16 protein-coding genes and 1 pseudogene are annotated in these 20260 nt (G+C 64.3%); 6 read left to right on the top strand and 11 right to left on the bottom strand.

Going from position 1 to position 20260, the window contains the following annotated elements:
- Positions 1 to 53 precede the first annotated feature (53 nt).
- The 3 genes from MXAZACID_RS12885 to glpD all read right to left on the bottom strand — a co-directional run bounded on the left by MXAZACID_RS12885 (position 54) and on the right by glpD (position 3873).
- Complete coding sequence (locus MXAZACID_RS12885) at positions 54 to 782, bottom strand: MIP/aquaporin family protein (RefSeq protein ID WP_008494848.1); 729 nt, start codon at positions 780 to 782, stop codon at positions 54 to 56.
- A 75-nt stretch (positions 783 to 857) separates the two neighbouring features.
- The gene (gene glpK, locus MXAZACID_RS12880; RefSeq protein WP_008494847.1) at positions 858 to 2357 is read right to left on the bottom strand and encodes a glycerol kinase GlpK; all 1500 of its coding nucleotides are present in this window, start codon (positions 2355 to 2357) and stop codon (positions 858 to 860) included.
- Positions 2358 to 2397: 40 nt separating this feature from the next.
- Entirely contained in the window at positions 2398 to 3873 is a 1476-nt protein-coding gene (gene glpD, locus MXAZACID_RS12875; RefSeq protein WP_008494846.1) for a glycerol-3-phosphate dehydrogenase, read from the bottom strand.
- A 190-nt stretch (positions 3874 to 4063) separates the two neighbouring features.
- On the opposite strand from glpD, the gene MXAZACID_RS12870 reads away from it, so the two are divergent.
- On the top strand, positions 4064 to 4861 hold the full coding sequence (locus MXAZACID_RS12870; protein WP_008494844.1) for a DeoR/GlpR family DNA-binding transcription regulator: 798 nt from the start codon (positions 4064 to 4066) through the stop codon (positions 4859 to 4861).
- A gap of 186 nt (positions 4862 to 5047) precedes the next feature.
- On the opposite strand, the gene urtE is transcribed toward MXAZACID_RS12870, so the two are convergent.
- The 8 genes from urtE to MXAZACID_RS12830 all read right to left on the bottom strand — a co-directional run bounded on the left by urtE (position 5048) and on the right by MXAZACID_RS12830 (position 14700).
- On the bottom strand, positions 5048 to 5761 hold the full coding sequence (gene urtE, locus MXAZACID_RS12865; protein ID WP_039885368.1) for an urea ABC transporter ATP-binding subunit UrtE: 714 nt from the start codon (positions 5759 to 5761) through the stop codon (positions 5048 to 5050).
- Positions 5748 to 6500 (bottom strand): urea ABC transporter ATP-binding protein UrtD, encoded by a 753-nt coding sequence (gene urtD, locus MXAZACID_RS12860; RefSeq protein WP_008494842.1) that lies wholly within the window; start codon positions 6498 to 6500, stop codon positions 5748 to 5750. The genes urtE and urtD overlap by 14 nt, the downstream gene beginning before the upstream one ends.
- Positions 6497 to 7549 (bottom strand): urea ABC transporter permease subunit UrtC, encoded by a 1053-nt coding sequence (gene urtC, locus MXAZACID_RS12855; RefSeq protein ID WP_008494840.1) that lies wholly within the window; start codon positions 7547 to 7549, stop codon positions 6497 to 6499. Before urtC ends, urtD begins: the two co-directional genes overlap by 4 nt.
- Before the next feature lies 1 nt (position 7550).
- Positions 7551 to 8459, bottom strand: coding sequence for an urea ABC transporter permease subunit UrtB (gene urtB, locus MXAZACID_RS12850; protein WP_008494839.1), 909 nt, complete (start codon positions 8457 to 8459; stop codon positions 7551 to 7553).
- A gap of 59 nt (positions 8460 to 8518) precedes the next feature.
- Positions 8519 to 9739 carry an urea ABC transporter substrate-binding protein gene (gene urtA / locus MXAZACID_RS12845; protein WP_008494838.1) on the bottom strand — a complete coding sequence of 407 codons (1221 nt, stop codon included), beginning with the start codon at positions 9737 to 9739 and terminating at the stop codon, positions 8519 to 8521.
- A 223-nt stretch (positions 9740 to 9962) separates the two neighbouring features.
- The gene (locus tag MXAZACID_RS17915; RefSeq protein ID WP_144052792.1) at positions 9963 to 10397 is read right to left on the bottom strand and encodes a hypothetical protein; all 435 of its coding nucleotides are present in this window, start codon (positions 10395 to 10397) and stop codon (positions 9963 to 9965) included.
- Between the two features lie 143 nt (positions 10398 to 10540).
- Complete coding sequence (locus MXAZACID_RS12835; RefSeq protein ID WP_008494837.1) at positions 10541 to 11404, bottom strand: response regulator transcription factor; 864 nt, start codon at positions 11402 to 11404, stop codon at positions 10541 to 10543.
- Positions 11401 to 14700, bottom strand: a complete 3300-nt coding sequence (locus MXAZACID_RS12830) for an ATP-binding protein (RefSeq protein ID WP_008494836.1) — start codon at positions 14698 to 14700, stop codon at positions 11401 to 11403. Before MXAZACID_RS12830 ends, MXAZACID_RS12835 begins: the two co-directional genes overlap by 4 nt.
- Before the next feature lie 148 nt (positions 14701 to 14848).
- On the opposite strand from MXAZACID_RS12830, the gene MXAZACID_RS12825 reads away from it, so the two are divergent.
- The 5 genes and pseudogenes from MXAZACID_RS12825 to MXAZACID_RS12805 all read left to right on the top strand — a co-directional run.
- On the top strand, positions 14849 to 15439 hold the full coding sequence (locus tag MXAZACID_RS12825) for a GbsR/MarR family transcriptional regulator (protein WP_035179003.1): 591 nt from the start codon (positions 14849 to 14851) through the stop codon (positions 15437 to 15439).
- 68 nt (positions 15440 to 15507) lie between these two features.
- Positions 15508 to 16950, top strand: coding sequence for a cytochrome ubiquinol oxidase subunit I (locus MXAZACID_RS12820; RefSeq protein WP_008494833.1), 1443 nt, complete (start codon positions 15508 to 15510; stop codon positions 16948 to 16950).
- A gap of 15 nt (positions 16951 to 16965) precedes the next feature.
- Positions 16966 to 18009: a cytochrome d ubiquinol oxidase subunit II gene (locus tag MXAZACID_RS12815; protein WP_008494832.1), complete on the top strand. Its 1044-nt coding sequence runs from the start codon at positions 16966 to 16968 to the stop codon at positions 18007 to 18009.
- A gap of 2 nt (positions 18010 to 18011) precedes the next feature.
- On the top strand, positions 18012 to 19778 hold the full coding sequence (cydD, locus tag MXAZACID_RS12810) for a thiol reductant ABC exporter subunit CydD (protein ID WP_008494831.1): 1767 nt from the start codon (positions 18012 to 18014) through the stop codon (positions 19776 to 19778).
- Positions 19775 to 20260 (top strand): annotated as a pseudogene (locus tag MXAZACID_RS12805) (thiol reductant ABC exporter subunit CydC); the annotation flags it as partial. The gene cydD and the pseudogene MXAZACID_RS12805, both read left to right, overlap by 4 nt.

Here is a 20260-nt window from a genome sequence, read left to right as displayed (position 1 = left end):
CAGGACTGCATGGGCTTTATACGCCCGCGCCCTGGCGCTGGATCACAGCAGGTTCAGATGCCGAAGGCCGACATCGCCATCCCCGCCAGCGCCGCGCCGATCAGCGGGCCGACCACGGGGATAGCCGCATAGCTCCAATCCGCATCCCCCTTGCCGGCGATGGGCAGGACCGCATGGGCAATGCGCGGCCCCAGGTCACGCGCCGGGTTGATGGCGTAGCCGGTGGTCCCGCCGAGCGACAGGCCGATGCCCCAGACCAGGCAGCCGACCAGATAGGGCCCCAGCCCGCCGGCAACGCCGTTAGGCGAGGCCGTCTTGGAGAAAATCGCGCCGACGACGAACACCAGCACAAAGGTGCCGATGATCTCGCTGATCATATTGGCGGCGATGTTGCGAATGGCCGGGCCGGTGCAGAAGCAGGCGAGCTTCAGCCCCTTATCCTCGGTCTCGCGCCAATGCGGCAGGAAATGCAGCCAGACCAGCGATGCGCCGATGAACGCGCCGACGAAATCCCCGGCGATGGCCATGGGCAGCTTCGCCCATCCGCCATGATCCACCGCCAGCCCTACCGCGACGGCGGGGTTGAGGTAGGCGGCCGGGCTGCCGGTGGCGGCGGCGACGAACACGCCGCACATCACCGCGAATGCCCAACCGGCGGTAATCACGATCCAGCCGCCATTCTGGCCTTTGGATTTATTGAGAAGGACGCAGGCGACAACGCCGTTGCCCAGGAGAATGAGTGTGGCGGTGCCAAGCAGCTCGCCCCAAAAGACCGAACCCATCTTGATGTTCCCTGATTGATTATTGCTTCGAGAGATCCCCGGCAAAAGCACGCGGCCGGGGGCGCGTCGGTCTGCTCAGTCCACCCAGTCGAACGAGCGCTGAACCGCCTTCTTCCAGGATTTGTAGTAATGCGCGCGCTTATCGGCGGCCAAAGCCGGGGTCCATTGCTTGTCCACCTGCCAGTTGGCGCGCAGATCCTCGACATTGCTCCAATAGCCCGTCGCCAGCCCGGCCGCGTAGGCCGCGCCCAGCGCCGTCGTCTCCGTCACTTTCGGGCGGATCACCGGCACGTCGAGAATATCGGCCTGGAACTGCATCAGCAGCTCGTTGGCGACCATGCCACCATCGGTCTTCAGGCTGGAGAGCTTGATGCCGCTATCGGTCTCCATCGCCTCGACCACGTCGCGGGTCTGGTAGGCGGTGGATTCCAGCGCGGCGCGGGCGAGGTGCGCGCGGGTGGCAAAGCGCGTGAGCCCGGCAATCACGCCGCGCGCGCTCTCTTTCCAGTACGGCGCATAAAGCCCCGAGAAGGCCGGCACGATGTAAACATCGCCGTTATCCTCGACGGATTTCGCCAGCGGCTCGATCTGCGGCGCGACATCGAACAGCTTCATATTGTCGCGCAGCCACTGCACCAGCGCGCCGGTGATGGCGATCGCACCTTCCAGCGCGTAGCGCGGCTTCTCGCCGTCAAACTGGTAGGCCAGAGTGGTCAGCAGCCCGGCCTTTGACTGCACCGGCTCGGTGCCGGTGTTCATCAGCATGAAGCAGCCAGTGCCGTAGGTGTTCTTGGCCTCGCCGGGCGAGAAGCAGGTCTGGCCGACGAGCGCCGCCTGCTGGTCGCCCAGAATGCCGGCGAGCTTGGCGCCGCGCAAAGTCGGCGTGGTGATCTCGCCATACACGGTCGAGGAGGGCAGGATTTTCGGCAGGCAGGCGCGCGGAATTTTGAATTCATTCAGCATGTCCTCGTCCCAGTCGCAGCTGGCGAGGTTCATCAGCTGGGTGCGGCTGGCATTGGTGACATCGGTGATATGCACCCCGCCCTTCGCGCCGCCGGTGAGGTTCCAGGCGAGCCAGCTATCGATGGTGCCGAACAGCGCCTCGCCGGCTTCCGCCTTGGCGCGCGCGCCCTCCACATTCTCCAGCAGCCAGCGCAGCTTCAGCCCGGAGAAATAGCTCGCCAGCGGCAGCCCGGTCTTGGCGCGGAACCTGTCCTGGCCACCGTTTTTCGCATATTCGGCGCAGAGTTGATCGACCCGCGTATCCTGCCAGACCAGCGCGTTATGAAGCGGCTTGCCGGTGGCCTTGTCCCAGATCAGCGTGGTTTCACGCTGGTTGGTGATGCCGACGGAGACGAGATCGCTGGCCGAGAGATCGGCCCGCGCCAGCGCCGCGCCGATCACCTCATTGGTGTTGTGCAGAATCTCCAGCGGGTCATGCTCGACCCAGCCGGGCTTGGGATAGATCTGCTTATGCTCCTTCTGCGCGACCGAGACGATATTGCCCGCCTTGTCGAACACGATGAAGCGCGAACTGGTTGTGCCCTGATCGATGGCGCCGACATATTTTGTCATGTGTTGCCGTTTCCTCGTTGTCATTTGAAATCGCAGTCCTTCAGCCGGCGCGTTGCATCCGGCTCAGATAGTCATCGATACGCGCTGCCGTGCCCTCTGGCACATGCAACCCCAAACGCGAGCGGCGCCAGAGAATATCCTCCGCCGTTCGCGCCCATTCCTGCGTGGCCAGGTAGGCGATCTCCGCCGCGCTGATGCCGCCGCCAAAATCCTCACCCATATCCGCCCCCGCGAAGCGCTCGGCGCGGCTGCCGTAATTGCGCACCAGCCGGTGCGCCAGGGCCGCCGGCAGCGCCGGGAAGCGCTGGCGGAACTGCGCCAGATAGGCGTCGAAATCCTCGAAATCGCCGCCTGGCAGCGGCGCCTTGCCAGTCCAGGAGGGGCCCACCTTGCGGCCCATCGCCGGCAGCAATTTCTCCAGCGCGTGCTCAGCCAGCTTGCGCGAGGTGGTGATCTTGCCGCCAAACACCGAGAGCAAAGGCGGGGTGCTGGCATCGTGCTGCAGATCCAGCACATAATCGCGTGTCACCGCGCTGGCATTCTCGGATTTATCGTCAAAGAGCGGGCGCACCCCGGCATAGGACCAGACCACATCCGCCGGCGTGATCGGCTTGCGGAAATAGCGGCTGACGCATTCGCAAAGATAGCTGGTTTCCTCAGCCGAAATCTCGACCTTGTTGGCATCCGCCTCGAACGGCACATCGGTGGTGCCGATCAGCGAGAACTCGTTTTCGTAGGGGACGACGAAGACGATGCGCCCGTCGGGGTTCTGCAGAATGAAGGCCTCGTCGCCCTCATAAAGCCGTTTGGTGACGATATGGCTGCCTTTGATCAGCCGCACGCTGGCGGCGGTGTTGCGGCCGAGCTTGCTGTTCAGCACCTCCGCCACCCAGGGGCCGGCGGCGTTGATCATGGCGCGGGCGGCAATCGGCCCGGCCTCGGTCTGTGCCTGCCACACCCCGTTCTCAACCCGTGCCGAGAGCAGCTTGCAGCGTGTGGTGATCACCGCTCCGCGCTCGGCCGCATCCATGGCGTTGAGCACCACCAGCCGGGAATCCTGTACCCAGCAATCCGCGTAGGTGAAACCGCGGCGATACTCAGCCTTCAGCACCTGCCCGGCCTGGTGCTTCGCAAACGAAACCGCCTTGGAGGAGGGCAGCGTGCGGCGCTTGGCCAGATGGTCATACAGAAACAGCCCGGCGCGAATCATCCAAGCCGGGCGCAGATGCGCCTCATGCGGGAGCACGAATTCCAGCGGCCAGATGATATGCGGGGCGATGTTGAGCAGCCGCTCGCGCTCCATCAGCGCCTCGCGCACCAGGCGGAATTCGTAATATTCGAGGTAGCGCAAGCCACCATGGATCAGCTTGGTGCTGGCCGAGGAGGTGTGCTGGGCCAGATCATGCTGCTCCAGCAGCCGCACGGAGAGCCCGCGCCCGGCCGCGTCCCGCGCGATGGCGGCGCCATTCACGCCCCCGCCCACGATCAACAGATCCACGATACCAGCCTGGTCCAAAACAGTACCTTTCTTGGGTTTCCTTGGCCTGAGCCACCGGACATGCGTTTAAACCGAATTTTCGATGTTCGCAATCGAAAATTTAAATCGAAAATTGAGTTCGATTTCGCACATGCAGCATAAATCACGGTTCGCCGCCAACATGCCGCCCGCCCGGTGGCGCTGGCGGAGGCCGGGAAACCGGCCTAATATGGGGCCAGCAAGGAGTGGTGCACTGTCCGAGAAACAAGGCAATGAAGACCGGCAAAGCGAGATCGTCGAGCTGGTAGCGAAGCGGGGATTCCAAACCATCGAGGCGCTGGCTCAGCATTTCGGGGTGACGGTGCAGACCATCCGCCGCGATGTGAACACGCTGGACGCGGAGGGCCGGCTGTCGCGCTATCGCGGCGGGGCAGGGTTGCCCTCCTCCATCGAGAATATGGAGTATGAGCGCCGGCAGGTGATCAATCTCGCGCGCAAGCAGAGCATCGCCAGCGCGGTGGCGCGGGATGTGCCTCAGGGCGCGTCCTTGTTCATCAATATCGGCACCACGACGGAGCAGGCGGCGCGGGCGCTGTTGGCGCATCGCAATCTGCGGGTGATCACCAACAACATCAACGTTGCGAAAATCCTCAGTGAAAATCAGGATTGTTCGATTGTGATGGCGGGCGGCAAGGTGCGCAACCGGGATGGCGCCATCACCGGCCAGCTGGCGGTGCAAATGTTCGAGCAGTTCCGCGCCGATATCGGGATTATCGGGGTCTCGGGCATCGACAAGGAGGGCGGCATGTTCGATTACGATCTGGATGAGGTGATGTGCACCCAGGCGATCATCCGCAATTCCAGGCGGGTATTTCTGCTTGCCGACCATTCCAAATTCGGCCGCCCGGCGATGGTGCGGATCGGGCATTTATCGCAGATTTCGGCGCTGTACACGGACGCCCCGCCGCCGGAAGCGATCACCACGATGCTGAAGGAAACCGGGGTGGCGCTGGAAATCTCTGGCTAAATTAATAAAAGTTTTTGGGGGTGTGGGGACTTTTTTCAAAAAGTCCCCACAAACGTTCGGGGTGGTGGCAACGAAGCTGCACAGGCGTCAACGTGTTCGCCGCTTTTTGAAAAAAGCGGCCCCTCCGGCGGCTTTCCACCGCTGCTGCGCAGCAGCGGAACCTTGGCCGTCTCCGCCAAAAAACTTTTATATATTCACCAGATGCGAAATCTCGCTCGCGGACTCCATCGCCGTGCTGCCCGAACGAATAATCCGCCCGCGCTGCATCACATGATACGCCTCGGCAAACGACCACGCGAAATCCAGATATTGCTCGACAATCAAAATCGTCACCCCCAGCTCGGTGCGAATCCGCCGCAAAGCCGCCTCGATCTGCTGCACCACATTCGGCTGAATCCCCTCCGTCGGCTCATCCAGCAGCAACAAACGCGGCTGCCCGGCGAGGGCGCGCCCAATCGCCAGCTGCTGCTGCTCCCCGCCCGAAAGCAGCCCGGCCTTGCGGTTGCGAATCTGCGTCAGCTTCGGGAACAGATCGAAAATATGGCTGGCGATACCTGACTCTTTCACCGCCTTGCGCCCCGCCAACGCCGCCAGCCCGACGGTGAGATTCTCCATCACGGTCAAATGCGGAAACACATGCCGCCCCTGCGGCACGAAGCCGATCCCCGCCCGCGCGCGCCCATGCGCCGGTGTCGCGGTCAGATCCTTCCCGCCAAACTTCAAATGCCCGCCTGTAAGCTTCTGCACCCCGGCGATGGCATTCAGCAGCGTGGTCTTGCCCACGCCATTGCGGCCGATGAGCGCCACCGCCGCCCCTTGCTCCACCTCCATATCGATGCTCCACAGCACCTGGCTCTGGCCATAAGCCGCGCAGGCGGCCTGCAGTTCAAGCAACTTCATCTTTGGCCCTCCCCAGATACACCGCTTCCACCGCCGCATCCGCGCGGATTTCCGCGACACTGCCTTCCTTCAAAATCTGCCCCTGATGTAGCACGGTGGTAAAACCGTTCAGCGCCTCCACGAAACTCATATCATGGTCGATCACCAGCACCGCATGCCGGCCGATCAGCGAGAGGATCAGCTCGGCGGTGCGTTGCGTATCCTGCGGGCCCATACCGGCGGTGGGCTCATCCAGCAGCAGCAGATCCGCGTCCGTCGCCACCACCATGCCGATCTCCAGCCATTGCTTCTCACCATGGGCGAGGCTGGCGGCGGGCACGTCGCGCCGGTCCTGCAACCCGATCGTCTCCAGAATCTCCTCGGCCCGCGCCATCTCCTGCGCCGGGGTGGCAGTGGTGAAGGCGCGCCACCAGGCGCGGTTCTTGCGGCCACTGACCAGCAGATTTTCCATCACCGAAAGGCTCGGCAGAATCCCCGGCGTCTGGAATTTCCGGCAGATGCCGCGCTTGACGATCTCCTGCTCCGGCAGCGCGGTAATCGCCTCGCCCTTGAACAGGATGCGCCCCGCCGTCGGCCGCACCCGGCCGATGATGGTGTCGCACAAAGTCGATTTTCCGGCGCCATTCGGGCCGATCAGGATGCGCAGCGCGTTCGCCTCCAGCGTCAGCGAAACATCAGTAAGCGCCTTGAACCCATCGAAATCGACGGTGACGTTTTCCAGTGCGAGCAGCGGGCTCATTCCACAACCTCCTGGCGGCGGCGCAATAGGCGGGGGGGTAGGCGCGGATTGCTGAACATCCCGGCAATGCCGCCGGGCAGGAAGCTCACCACCAGCACGAACAACGCGCCCAGCGCATAGAGCCAGAGCGAGGGCAGCGCCGAGCTGATCTCATCCTTGGCGAAATTCACCAGCAGCGTGCCGGCAATCGCCCCCCACAATACGCCGCGCCCGCCAACAGCGACCCAGACCACCATCTCGATGGAGGGCACCACGCCCACCAAAGCCGGGGAGATCACCCCCGCATGCAGCGTGAACAGCGCCCCGCCAATGCCGGAAAGGCTGCCGGCGATGGTGAAGGCGACAACCTTGTAGGGCAGCGGGTTATGTCCCAGGAAGCGGATGCGGTTTTCGCCATCGCGGGTGGCGCGCAGCATGGTGCCAAAGCGCGTCGCCAACAGCCAGCGCAAGGCGAAATAGGCAGCCGCCACCAGCATGAAGGTGATCAGATAAATCACCCGCGCCGCGCCCTGGCTGGTGATATCATAGCCGGCGAAGGTGGAGAAATTGGTCAGCCCGTTGAAGCCGCCGGTAAGCGCCTGCTGGCTGACCAGCAGCGTCGCGAAGGCCAAAGCCAGCGCCTGGGTAATCAGCGCGAAATACACCCCGCCAATGCGCCGGCGAAACACCAGCCAGCCGAAGAAGGCGGCAAACACCCCAGGTACCAGCACCACGTAAACCAGAGAGAGCCACGGGTTCACGAAAAAGCGCCACAAACTCGGCAGCGCGGAAACCCCGCTCCAGGTCATGAAATCCGGCATATCGCCATTGGCGATGTCCAGCCCTTCGAGTTTCAGATGCATCGCCAGCGCGTAGCCGCCCAGGCCGAAAAACACACCCTGGCCGAGCGAGAGAATTCCCCCTTCGCCCCAGGTCATCATGATGCCAAGCGCCACCAGCGAGAATGCCAGAAACCGGCCCAGCAAGGAAAGCTCGTAGGCGGAGATGAGCCAGGGCGCGGCGGCGCCCAGAACCAGGACCAAAAGCGTGATGGGACGTGCGGGTTTCATATCAGCCCTCCAGCGCACGAGAGCGCACGGCGATGACACCTTGCGGACGGATTTGGATGAACAGGATGACGAAGACCAGCAGCAGCACCTGGGCGACGCTGACATCGACATAGATCTCGATCAGCGCGGTAAACAGCCCGACCATCAGCGAGGCGATGGTGGTGCCAACCAGCGAGCCCAGCCCGCCGAGAATGACGACCAGGAAGGCCGGCACGATATAGCTCTGGCCAACAGTCGGCGTCACCGGCCCCAGCAGCGCCAGGATCACGCCCGCGAGCCCGGCGACACCGGTGCCCAGCGCGAACACGGTCAGGTCCACCAGCCGCGCATTCACGCCCAGGGCGGCGGCGGTCGGGCGGTCCTGGTTGACGGCGCGCACATAAAGCCCAAGCCGGGTCTTGTTGATCAGCAGCGCCACGCCGCCGAGGATGAGCGCCGCCACCAGCAGGATGAACAACCGCGTGTCCGGCAGGGTCAGCCCGGAGAGGATGCCGGTGGAAAAGGAAATCGTATGGTCGAGCCAGGTGGGTGCGACCACCTGCACGCCGATGGCGCCGAACAGATTGCGCGCCGCCTGCTGCAGAATCAGCGAAACGCCCCAGGTCGCCAGCAGCGTATCCAGCGGCCGGGTCGAGAGGCGGTGAATGACGGTGAGTTCCAGGATGCCGCCGAGAAACGCCGCCCCCAGAAACGCCACCGGCATGGCGACGAGAATGCCGAGCGGGCCGGGCACGACCAACAATGTGAGATAGGCGAGATACCCGCCCAGCATCAGCATCTCGCCATGCGCCATATTGATGACCCGCATCAGGCCAAAGGAAAGAGCCAGGCCCAAGGCCGCCATGACGAACAGCGAGGCCACCGAAATGCCGTTGAACACCTGGCCGATCAGAAACGCGCTTTCATGCATGGAGGCCTCCTGACTGAGAGAACGAAGCGCGGCCCTTGTTCAGGGCCGCGTCACAGGCTTTAGAAGTTGCTGTGCAGGCCGCAGCTCTTGCCGGGGAAGGTCAGCGGGTCATACGGCACCGGCTTGATCGGCGCCGGCGAGGACCAGATCACCTTGAACTGCCCATCCGGCTGCAGCTCGCCGATATAGCCGGTCTGCACCATGGACTGGTTGGCATCGAACTTCACCTGGCCCAGCGGGCTGTCGACGAAGCCGAGCTTCACCGCCTCGTTACGCACCTTCTTCGGGTCGAAGCTGCCGGCCTTCTTGGCGGCGTCGGCCCAGATCATCACATCCTCATAGCCATGCACCATCGGGTCATCGACGACGGAGTCGGCGCCATATTTCGCCTTATAGGCGGCGACGAAATCGGCATTGGTCTGGCCCGGCAGGCTCTGGAAATAGTTCCAGCTGGTATAGGAGCCGGCGAGCAGGCTCGGGCCCATCGCCTTGGCTTCCGGCTCGGCGATGGAGAAGCTCATCACCGGCAGCTTGTCCGGGGTCATGCCGGCGGCGGCCATCTGCTTGAAGAAGGAGACGTTGGAATCGCCGTTCAGCGTGTTGATGATGATGTCCGGCTTGGCCTTCTGGATTTCCGCGATGATCGAGGAGAAATCCGTCCCGCCGAGCGGCACATATTCCTCGCCCGAGAGGGTCAGCCCGTCATGCGCGATATGCTTCTTCAGGATCAAATTCGCGGTGCGCGGATACACATAATCGGAGCCGACCAGGAAGATCTTCTTGTAGCCCTGCTTCTCGGCCCATTCCAAAGCCGGGAGCGCCTGCTGGTTCGGCTGCGCGCCGGAATACATGATGTTGGGGGAGCATTCATTGCCCTCGAACTGCACCGGATACCAGAGCAGCCCGTGCAGGCGCTGGAACACCGGCAGCATCGCCTTGCGCGAGGCGGAGGTCCAGCCGCCGAACACCGTCACCACCTTGTCCTGCTGCAGCAGCTTGGTCGCTTTCTGCGCGAAGATCGCCGGGTCGGAGGCGCCATCTTCCACCACCGGCACGATCTTCTTGCCCAGCACGCCGCCCTTGGCGTTGATCTGGTCGATCGCCAGCAGCTCGGCATTTTCCAGCGGCACTTCGGAAATCGCCATGGTGCCGGAGAGGGATTGCAACACACCCACCTTCACGGTGCCGTCGGCATGGGCGGGGGCGGCAAGGCCCAAAGCCGTGCTGGCGAGAAGGGCGGCGGCGAGGCTCAGTTTTTTCCCCAGTTTCTTCATCGTCATCAAAGTCTCCCACTTGTTGGCGGCAAGCCCGCGTTCGTGATGGGAGAGTATGGGTTTGCTGCGCCGCCGCACGCCATGGGCCATTTGACGTAGTGGGCGGGGCGGGGTGGGGGCGCTGGGGCACTGACCCAAATGTTCGCGCGGACTTTTTGAAAAAAATCCGCATAGCTTCAAAAACTTTGGCGATTATATACTTGAAGCCACAGTGGACAACATGTTGATGTCAGGCAATAATTTCAGATTTGCATTCGTGGCACACAAGCATACGTGGCTTTCCAAGCTGCATATGCGGAGTGGAGTATGGGGCCGCTTGAAGTATCGAGCGCTTACGGTGCTCATAGCAGGTGGCACATATATCATGCGGAGGTTCGGGAGGCTCCACGTCTGGCTTCAATCTATAGACGATAGAACCACCTTTTGTCGTGCTCATCTTATAGCGCTGCTTGTCAGCGTTCCATGTTTCAAAAGCTGCTATTTCTTTTTCAAGATTCGCTACTTGCTCCAATAACGCCCCTTGCGCCTGTTGTGCGGTAAGTATTTTTTCGAGCAATTCTACGACAGCTCCGTTCCGAACGGCCCCATCATTCATGTCCTTTAGGGCCTTCGCGGAATCATACATCGCCCTGAAGGCGCTTATGCCAGCAAAAATCTCACCCACCACTGTGCGCATCCTTTTTCTGTTGCGATGTGGAAAGTTTCGACATGACGGCACCCCTCTGAATGCTAGAAAACCCTATATCTTGGGGATTGTGGCATCAAGTATATAATCGCCAAAATTTTTATAGATTTTTCAAAGGGTTTTTACCCCCGCCGCGCAAGCGCTCCCACCGCCAGGGCCGCCGCCGAGGCGCGGTTCTCCACCCCCAGCTTGGTGAAAACCTGCTCCAGATGCTTGTTCACCGTGCGCGGCGAAATGCCGAGAATATCCGAAACATCCTTGTTCGGCTTACCCCGGGCCACCCACAGCAGCACCTCCGCCTCGCGCGCGCTCAAGCCGAACTGGCTTTGCAGAAACGCCTCCTCCTGCCCGCCCCCGCTCTCGGTCAGGCGATAGAGCAACTCCGCCGGACCGGTGCGCCCCACCAGGGCAAAATGCAGCGTGCGCGTGCCCGCCTGCATCTCCAGCCCGGCCGGCAGACGAAAGCCGGCGGCGGTGAAATCCGGCAGCGCGTCAGCCAAACGCTGCTCGGCCTGCGGCGTGCACCAGAGCAGCGCCCCCGCCTCATCCGCCGCCAGCAGAAACCCGCCCGCCGCATCCAAAGCCGCCCTGGTCCGCAAGGCCGCCCTGGCATTGCCCAGATGCACCCTGATCCGCGCCAGCATCTCATCGATGACAATCGGCTTGGTGACATAATCCACCCCGCCCGCCTCCAGCCCGCGCACCACATGCGCGGTATCCGAAAGCCCGGTCATGAAGATCACCGGGATCGGGCTCAACGCCGGCAGCGCCTTCAGCGCCTTGCAGGTCTCGAACCCGTCCAGCCCCGGCATCATCGCATCCAGCAGAATGAGGTCCGGCGTCACATGCAGCAGCGTCTCCAGCGCCGCCTCGCCGCTGGTCGCCACCAACGCGGTCAGCCCGGCCGTTTCCAGCGCCTCGGTCAGCAGCCCCAGCGTCTCCGGCGTGTCATCCACCACCAGCACCAGATCACGGCGGGCGCTCATGGCGTCTCATCCAGATAGGCCAGGATGCGTTTCAGCTCGAAGCCGCGCAGCCAGCCGAGCAGCTCGGCGCAGAACGGCGCCAGCGCCGCATCCTGCGCCGCCAGCGTCTTCAACCTTGCCTCCAGCCCCCGCGCATAGCCGATGCGGGCGAGCTGGCGCAGCTCCTCCACCACATCCTCATCCGGGCGCGCCAACGCGGCCTGCGGCGCGGGGGCGGGCGCCTCATACACCCAGTCCAGCCCCAGCAGCGTGCCGATCTTCTCCAGCAGCGCCCGGATATCGATCGGCTTGGCCAGAAACGCATCATAATCCGCCTCACCAGGGCGGGTCGCATCATGCAGATTGCCCGAGACCATCAAGATCCGCGCCCTCTCCCCCCGCGCCCGCAACGCCCCCGCCACCTCCAGCCCTGACATGAAGGGCATGGAAATATCGAGAATGATCAGATCGGGTGCGGCATCCTGCGCCAGCGCCAAACAGGCGGGCCCATCCGCCACCGAGAGCACGACGAAGCCCAGCGGCAGCAGCACGTCACTCACCAGCCGCACATGGTCCGCATCGTCATCGGCGATCAGGATCTTCCGGCGCGGCCCGGCATAGGCGGTCATCCGCCGCGGCGGCGCCACCGCCTCCGCCCCTTGCGCCTCGGAGAGCAGCAGCCGCACCTTGAAGGCGCTGCCCTGGCCCGGCGTGCTCTCCACCGCAATCTCCCCGCCCAATATCTCCGTCAGCAGCTTGGAGATGGTCAGCCCGAGACCCGTCCCCGGCAGCGCATTGGAGGCGGGCAGATGGCCGCGCTCGAACGGTTCGAAAATCTTCGCCAGATCCTCCGGCCGGATGCCATTGCCGGTATCGGCGATGGTGAATTCCGTCACCAGCCCGCGCCGCTGCACATTGAGCCGCACCTCGCCCTTGGGCGTGTATTTGATCGCGTTGGAGAGCAGATTGATCAAAATCTGCCGCAGCCGCTTTTCATCCGTATGCACATGCCGGGGCAGCATGCGCGCACGCTCATCCTTGAACACGATGCCTTTCGCCTGCGCCTGCAGCCGGAACATATCCACCAGCTGATCCAGAAAATCCGGGAAATCCACCAGATCCCGGTGCAGATGCAGCGCCCCGCTCTCGATCTGCGAAATATCCAGCAACCCATCCACCAGATTGGAGAGATGTGCGGCGGAGCGGCGAATGGTGCGGATCGCCTCATCCGGCCGCAGCGTACCGCCGGCCTCCAGCAGCTGCGCATAGCCGAAAATCGCGTTCAGCGGCGCGCGGATTTCGTGAATCACGCCGACGATATAACGGCTCTTCGCGGTATTGGCGGATTCCGCCGCCGCCTTGGCGGTCTGCAGCGCCGCATCGGTGCGCTCATGCGCGGCGATCTCATCCAGCAGCATCGCGGTCTGGTGCCCGGTCTCCGCCTCCGCCGCCCGGCTGCCGGCCCGCGCCAGCACCAGCAGCCAGGCGGCCAGGGCGGCGAGAATGAACAGCGCGTAGAACGCCACCAGCAGCGTCTGGCGCACGGCGGCACTGGCATTGGGCTCCAGCACCCCGAACTCATAGCCGATCACCCCCAGCAGCGCCGCGATGATGGCGGTGAACAGCAGCAGCAGCCCGAGGAAGGGCAAGATCCTTGCATCCAGCCGCTTCGCCAGCCAGTCGCGCAGCTTTGCCGGCAGGCTGCGCTCTAGGCTCTGCGCCAGCCTTCCCTGCGGCTTGCAGAGATCATGGCAACGCGCCTCCAGCGTACAGCAGAGCGAGCAGATCGGCCCGCCATAGGCCGGGCAGCCGGCCATGTCCGGCCCGTCAAACCCCCCCTCGCAGACGATGCAGCTTTGCGCGGCCACGTCCTCCGGCGGCCGCGCCAGATAGAACCGCCCCTTGGTCGCCCAGGCGATCGCCGGCGCCGCGACAAAGGCGACGATCAACCCGCCAAAGGGTGCGACCGCCCGCGCCACCGGCCCGAACACGCCAAAGCTCATCAGTGTGGAAACCAGCACCGAAAGCCCCATCGCCCCGACGCCGACCGGGTTGATGTCGTACAGATAAGCCCGCTTGAACTCGATCCCCGGCGGTGACAGCCCCAGCCGCTTATTGATCACCAGATCCGCCGCCAGAGCCCCCATCCAGCCCACCGCGAAATTCGCGTACAGCCCGAGGATATTCTGAATCACCCGGTAGATGCCCAGCTGCATCAGCAGCAGCGCCAGCGCCACGTTGAACACCACCCACACCACCCGGCCCGGATGCGAATGGGTGAGCCGGGAGAAGAAATTGGACCAGGCGATGGAGCCGGCATAGGCGTTGGTGGTGTTGATCTTCATCTGGCAGGTGACGACGAAAACCAGCGTCAGCCCCGCCGCCAGCGCCGGGTTATGGAACACTTCCAGAAAGGCGAAGCGGAACATGGTGGCGGGCTGCGCCGCATGCTCCCAATCCACCCCGCGCTCGATGGCGAGATAGGCCAGGAACGACCCCGCCGCGATCTTGGCGCAGCCGGTGAGCACCCAGCCCGGCCCGGTGAGCAGCAGCGCCGCCCAGCCCCCTGCCCCGCGCTTGGCCGGCAGAAAGCGCAGATAATCCACCTGCTCGCCGATCTGCGGCAGCAGCGAGAGCAGAATGGAGGTGGCCATGCCGAAGGGCAGCAGTGCCAGCCCGTTACTGCCGGTGATGCCGGGAAACTGCGTCCAGGCCGCGATATCCGGCAGGCCCCGCGCGGCGAGATAGAGCAGCGGCCCGAATTGCAGCACCAGCCAGAGCGGCTGGCTGAACAGCTGCATGCGGCTGATGACGCGGATGCCAAGCGCCGCAATCGGCACCACCGCCAGGGCGCTGATGCAGTTCGCCAGCCAGAGCGGCAGATGCAGCACCATCACCATCGCCGCCGACATGATGCTGGCCTCGATGGCGAATAATATGAAGGTGAAGGTGGCGTAGATCAGCGAGGTGATGGTCGAGCCGATATAGCCAAACCCCGCCCCGCGGGTGAGCAGATCGACATCGATGCCGTGCTTCGTCGCCGCCGCGCAGATCGGCAGCCCGACCAGGAACATGATCAGCCCCGCCGCGACAATCGCCGCCATCGCGTTGGTGAAGCCGAAGGTGAGGGTGATGGAGCCGCCAATCGCCTCACAGGCCAGGAAGGAGACCGCGCCGAGCGCCGTGTTCGCCACCTGAAAGGCGCCGCGCCGCGCCCGGGTCGCGGTGAAGCGCAGCGCGAAATCCTCCAGCGTCTGGTTGCCGACCCATTGATTATATTGGCGGCGCTGGCGGATGACGCGTTGGGGAACCTGCATGGCTTTCTATCCGGCGCGATGCGCGGGCCGGTCAAGCGGAAAGGCATGACTGGGATGCGCCCCCGCCGGGACGCGCCAGGCTGGAACGGCTTGACAGAGGGGCACCTGAAGTTCCAGTAATTTCAAAAATTACTGAAAGTTCGGAAGAGTGCCGCTTTCACCTTTAGTTGAAAATTTTGTGCTGCATTTCGGCGAGATGGGCAGCCGCTGGGGGATCAACCGCACCGTCGGTCAGGTCTATGCCCTGCTCTACGCCTCGCAGGCGCCGCTCTCGGCGGATGAGATCGTCGCGGCGCTGGGCGTCTCGCGCTCCAATGTCTCGATGAGCCTGAAGGAGCTGCAAAGCTGGGAGCTGGTGCGGCTGCAGCATCTGCCCGGGGACCGGCGGGATTATTTCTCCACCCCGGACGATATCTGGCAGATCGTCCGCACCTTGGCCGAGCAAAGGCGCAAGCGCGAGATCGACCCGACGCTGAGCGTGCTGCGCGGCCTCATCGTCACCCAGCCGGGCAGCGAGGCCGATGAATACGCCCAGCAGCGTTTGCAGCAGATGCACGATCTGATCGAGCTGCTGGTGCAATGGGCGGACGAGGTGCAGCGGCTCAACACCAAGGAGCTGGTGCAGCTTTTGCGCCTGGGCAGCAAGGTGGTCGGGCTGCTGGAGCTGAAAAACAAGCTGCCGGGGCTGGGCCGCGGCCTGCGCCGCCAGCCCGCCGAAACCGACGCGCAGCCGGACTGATTTGAGTTTGCGTTAACGATCCCAGGGCCAGAACCGCCCGGGTAAGAAATAACACTGGAGTGTGTGCGATGCAGGATAGCCCTCTATCCGTCCTTCTGTCGCGGCTGGATTTCGCGTGGATCACCACCATGCATATCCTGTATCCGCCTTTGACCATCGGGCTGGCGGCGCTGCTGTTCCTGGCGGAATGGCATTGGGTGCGCAGCCAGAATGAAAGCTGGTACCGGCTGGTGCGCTTCTTCGAGAAGCTGTTCATCGTGAATTTCGCCGCCGGTGTCGCCACCGGCATCACCATGGAGATGGCCTTCGGCATTCTCTATGGCCGCTTCTCCGCCGCCGCCGGGCCGTTCTTCGGCCAGGTGCTGGGCTATGAAACGATCACCGCCTTCATGTATGAGGCCGGCTTCATCGGGCTGATGATCTTCGGCTGGGGCAAGATCTCCCGCAGGATGCATCTCTTCGCCACCTTCAATGTCGCCCTCTCCTCCACCCTCTCGGCGATGTGGATCCTGGATGCGAATAGCTGGATGCAGACCCCGGCCGGCGTCGAGCTGAAAAACGGGCTGTTCCAGGTGACGGATTGGGGCAAGGCGCTGCTCAACCCGGATGTATGGCTGGGCTTTCCGCATATGTGGCTGGCGGCGGTGGAGCTGGCGCTGGGCTTCGTCGCGGCGATTTCCGCCTGGTACTGCCTGAAATTCCGCCATGTGGCGCTGTTCCAGAAGACGCTGAAAGCCTCCATCCTGGCGCTGGTCGTCGTCGCGCCCTTGCAGGTCTATCTCGGCGATGGTCTGGGCCGGGTGGTGGCGGACGACCAGCCGGCGGCCCTCGCCGCGATGGAAGGCCATTACCACACCTATAATCCGGACGGCTCGGTGAATACCGGCTGGCAGGTCATCGCCTGGCCGAATGCGCGCGGCGACGGCAATGCCTGGGCGATCACCATCCCGCACGTGCTGAGCCTGCTGGAGGATCATAGCTGGAACGGCAAGGTGCAGGGGCTGGATGAATTCCCGGCCGACCAGCGCCCGCCGGTGCTGATCCCCTTCTACGCCTTCCGCGTCATGGCCGGCGCAGGTGCGGCGCTGGTGCTGCTGGCCTTCTGGGGCCTCTATCTGGCGCTGCGGGGCAGGCTGGGCGCGGCCCAAATCGCGCGGCAGCGCTGGTTCCTGCGCGCCGTCATCGCCGCCGGTTTCCTGCCTTACATCTCCATCTGGTGCGGCTGGTGGGTGCGCGAAATCTGCCGCCAGCCCTGGGTGGTGTACGGGATGATGCGCACCGCGGACGGGGTGAGCCTGATGGGCATCGGCCAGGAGATCGTCTGGATGGTTGGCTATCTCGGCTTCGAGCTCGCGGTGTGGGGCAGCGTCTGGTACTTCCTGGCGAAGATCATCCGCACCGGGCCGGATCTCACCAGCCCGGTCGCCGAGGATGGCCACCAGCATCTGGGCGCGCTGGAGCCCGCCCCGCACGATAAGCATGCCGCGCCGTCTTATGTGCGCCCGGTCTGAGGCGGAGATCCGATCATGAATGAGTTCACCCAAGTTCAGGACCTCGTCACCTTCGCCTGGTGGATCGCCCTCGATGTCGCCGTGCTGCTCTATGTCGTGCTGGATGGCGCGGATCTGGGGGCGGGGATTTTCTCCCTCTTCGTCCGCGCCGAGCATGAGCGCGGCGCCATCATGTCCGCCATGGCCGGCACCTGGGATGCCAACGAAACCTGGCTGGTGGTCGCCGGCGGGGTTTTGTTCGGCACCTTCCCGCTGGTCTATGGCTCGGCTTTTTCCTATCTGATGATCCCGCTGATGATCGCCCTCTGGGGCATGATCACCCGCGCGGTGGCGCTGGAATTCCGGCATCTGGCCGCCGCGCGCTGGCAGCGTTTCTCGGATTATGCCTTCGGCGTTTCCAGCCTCATCGTCGCCTTCTTCGGCGGGCTGGCGGTCGGCGCGGTGCTGAACGGCTTCCCGATCACCCATGACCCGAACGCGCCCGGCGCCTATATCGGCGGGGCGCTGCGCTGCTTCACCCCGTTCAGCATCTGGACCGGTGTGGCAGCCGTCATCGCCACCACCCTCTCCGGCGTGCTGTTCGTGCGCGCCCGGTTTGAGAAGGACGAGCCGATCCGCCAGCAGGCCGCGCGCTGGACCAGCAGCGCCTTCTGGCTGGCGTTGGCGGTGGTCGCCATCACCGTGGGCTTAAGCGCCATCCTCTTCCCCTGGGCGCGCGGCAAATGGCTGGGGCCGCATATGTGGATGTGGATCGTCGTGCTGCTGGTGGTGGTCTTCGCCGCCTGGCGGATGCGCCTTGCGGCGAGGCAGGACCGCGACATCGCCGCCATTCTCTGGCTGAATATCGGCATCGCGGTGATGGCGCTGGCGATGATGGCGACGATCTATCCCTGGCTGATCCCCAATACCTGGACGATCTATGACGGCGCCAGCCCGGCGGTCTCGCTGTTCACCTTCACTTTGGCGATGGGCGGCTTCATTCCGGTGATGCTGGCCTATAACGCCTATCAGATCTGGGTGTTCCGCGCCCGCATCTCGGCCCTGGCGGCCTATCACTGAGCATGGCGACGCACAGCGCCCCGCTGCCCCGCGACCAGGCCAAGGCCCTGAATGGCTGGCTGCGGGCGCGGGCGAAAAATCTCCGCCGGCCCCTGGCGGGCGCGGTGGGGCTGGGGGCGCTGGGCGGGCTGCTGCTGGTGGGGCAATGCTGGCTGCTGGCCCGCATTGTCGATGCGGTGATGTTCCATGTGGAACATCTGGCCGGGCTCTGGCCGCTGCTGGGCGGGCTGCTCGGGGTGTTTCTGCTCCGCGCCCTGGCCGGGTTCGGTACGGACGCTCTGGCCTTCGAGGCGGCGGCTCAGGCCAAAACCAGCCTGCGCGCCAGTTTGCACGAAAAGCTGGCGGCTTTGGGGCCGCGCTTCATCGCGGGCCAGCGCAGCGGCGAGCTGGCGGTCTTATTTTCCACCGGGCTGGACAAGCTCGACCCCTATTACGCCGCCTATCTGCCGCAAACCGCCCTGGCCGCCTTCCTGCCCATAGCCATCCTCGCCGTGGTGCTGCCGACGGACTGGGTCTCCTTCCTGATCATGCTGCTCAGCGCGCCGTTGATCCCGATCTTCATGATCGTCATCGGCAAGGGCACGGCTTCGCTGAACCAGAAACAATGGCGCAAGCTGGCGCAGCTCTCGGCGCATCTGTTCGATGTGATCGAGGGGCTGACGACGCTGAAGCTCTTCAATGTCAGCCGGGTGCAGGCGCGCATCGTCGGGCGAATGGCGGAGGAGTACCGGCATGCGGTGATGGAGGTGCTGCGCGTCGCGTTTCTTTCAGCCCTGGTGCTGGAATTCCTGGCGACGATCAGCATCGCCATGGTCGCGGTCTATATCGGGTTTCGGCTCTATTACGGCGAGATGGCCTTCCTGCCCGGCTTTTTCGTGCTGCTGCTGGCCCCGGAATTCTACAGGCCGCTGCGCAATATGGGCACGCAATATCACGCCAAAATGGACGCGGTGGCGGCAGCCGAGCAGATTGTCGCGTTTCTGGAAACCCCTATCCCGGTGGCGCAGACCGGGACCATGGCGCTGCCCACGCCGCTCCTCGGCGAAGTCCGACTGGAGGGGGTGGGCTTTGCCTATGAGCCCGCGCATCCCACGCTGGAGGGGATCAATCTGAGCCTGGCGCGCGGCGAGATGCTGGCGCTGGTGGGGCCGAGCGGCGGCGGCAAGACAACTTTGGCCCGGCTGCTGCTGGGGCTGGAGGCGCCGAGCCAGGGGCGGATCATGGTCGATGGGCAGGATCTGCGCGAAATCGACCCGGCATCCTGGCGCCCGCGCGTGGCCTGGATGCCGCAGCGCCCGACCTTGTTCCCGGTCAGCATCGCCGAAAATATCCGCCTCGCCCGCCCTGAGGCCAGCGACGAGGAGGTGCGCGCCGCCGCCCGCGCCGCGCATGCGGACGGGTTCATCGAGATGTTTTCGCAGCGCTACGAGACGCGGCTGGATGAGGCCGGCCAGGGGCTCTCCGGCGGGCAGCTGCGCCGCATCGCTCTGGCCCGGGCGATCCTGAAAAACGCCGACCTGCTGGTGCTGGACGAGCCGGATGCCAGCCTGGATGAGGAGAGTGCGGACAACATCCGCGCCGCCATCGCAGCGCTGCGACAAGAGAAGGCCGTGCTGATCATCGCGCATCGGCTGGAGAGTGTGCGCGCGGCCGACCGGATTGCGGTGATCGAGCACGGGCGGGTGGTGGAATACGGGCCGCCCGCCGCGCTGCTGGCGCAAGGCAGCGCCTATCGCGCCGCGCTGGCGGCCTATGAGGGGGCGGCATGAGGGATTTGCGCCGGCTTTTATCGCTGCTGGGGGCGGGCTGGGGCTGGGCGCTGGCGGGGGTTCTACTCTCTGCCGGGGTGATCCTCGCCAATGTGGCACTGCTCGCCCTCTCCGGCTGGTTCATCGCCGCCATGGCGCTGGCCGGGCATGGCGGGCCGATGATCGAATATTTCACCCCCGCCGCCGCCATACGCGGGCTGGCGGTGCTGCGCAGCGTCGGGCGCTATGGCGAGCGGCTGGTCACGCATGACGCCACCTTCCGGCAGCTGAGTGCCTTGCGCGTCTGGTTCTATGAAAGGCTGGAACCGTTGGCCCCGGCGCGGCTGCAGGGCCAGCGCAACGGCGATCTGCTGAGCCGGATGCGCGCCGATATCGATAGTCTGGAGACCTTCTATCTGCGGGTGCTGGTGCCCAGCCTGGCGGCGTTGCTCTGCGTGCCGTTGCTGGTGGTCTTCCTGGCGCGGTTCAGCTTCGCGGCGGCG

This window comes from Acidocella sp. MX-AZ02 (genome assembly GCF_000306035.1).
GTDB classification, from domain to species: domain Bacteria; phylum Pseudomonadota; class Alphaproteobacteria; order Acetobacterales; family Acetobacteraceae; genus Acidocella; species Acidocella facilis.
The sequence above is the reverse complement of the archived record's forward strand: the minus strand, read 5'-3'. Positions and strand labels throughout refer to the sequence as shown.

What these genes read in the sequence shown, in the direction of transcription:
- urtB (WP_008494839.1), bottom strand. Translation starts at nt 8,459, where the DNA reads ATGCATGAAAGCGCGTTTCTGATCGGCCAGGTGTTCAACGGCATTTCG.
- MXAZACID_RS12830 (WP_008494836.1), bottom strand. Translation starts at nt 14,700, where the DNA reads ATGCAGGTTCCCCAACGCGTCATCCGCCAGCGCCGCCAATATAATCAA.
- urtE (WP_039885368.1), bottom strand. Translation starts at nt 5,761, where the DNA reads ATGAAGTTGCTTGAACTGCAGGCCGCCTGCGCGGCTTATGGCCAGAGC.
- glpK (WP_008494847.1), bottom strand. Translation starts at nt 2,357, where the DNA reads ATGACAAAATATGTCGGCGCCATCGATCAGGGCACAACCAGTTCGCGC.
- MXAZACID_RS12835 (WP_008494837.1), bottom strand. Translation starts at nt 11,404, where the DNA reads ATGAGCGCCCGCCGTGATCTGGTGCTGGTGGTGGATGACACGCCGGAG.
- MXAZACID_RS12870 (WP_008494844.1), top strand. Translation starts at nt 4,064, where the DNA reads ATGGGGCCAGCAAGGAGTGGTGCACTGTCCGAGAAACAAGGCAATGAA.
- urtC (WP_008494840.1), bottom strand. Translation starts at nt 7,549, where the DNA reads ATGAAACCCGCACGTCCCATCACGCTTTTGGTCCTGGTTCTGGGCGCC.
- MXAZACID_RS12815 (WP_008494832.1), top strand. Translation starts at nt 16,966, where the DNA reads ATGAATGAGTTCACCCAAGTTCAGGACCTCGTCACCTTCGCCTGGTGG.
- MXAZACID_RS12820 (WP_008494833.1), top strand. Translation starts at nt 15,508, where the DNA reads ATGCAGGATAGCCCTCTATCCGTCCTTCTGTCGCGGCTGGATTTCGCG.
- MXAZACID_RS12885 (WP_008494848.1), bottom strand. Translation starts at nt 782, where the DNA reads ATGGGTTCGGTCTTTTGGGGCGAGCTGCTTGGCACCGCCACACTCATT.
- urtD (WP_008494842.1), bottom strand. Translation starts at nt 6,500, where the DNA reads ATGAGCCCGCTGCTCGCACTGGAAAACGTCACCGTCGATTTCGATGGG.
- cydD (WP_008494831.1), top strand. Translation starts at nt 18,012, where the DNA reads ATGGCGACGCACAGCGCCCCGCTGCCCCGCGACCAGGCCAAGGCCCTG.
- urtA (WP_008494838.1), bottom strand. Translation starts at nt 9,739, where the DNA reads ATGACGATGAAGAAACTGGGGAAAAAACTGAGCCTCGCCGCCGCCCTT.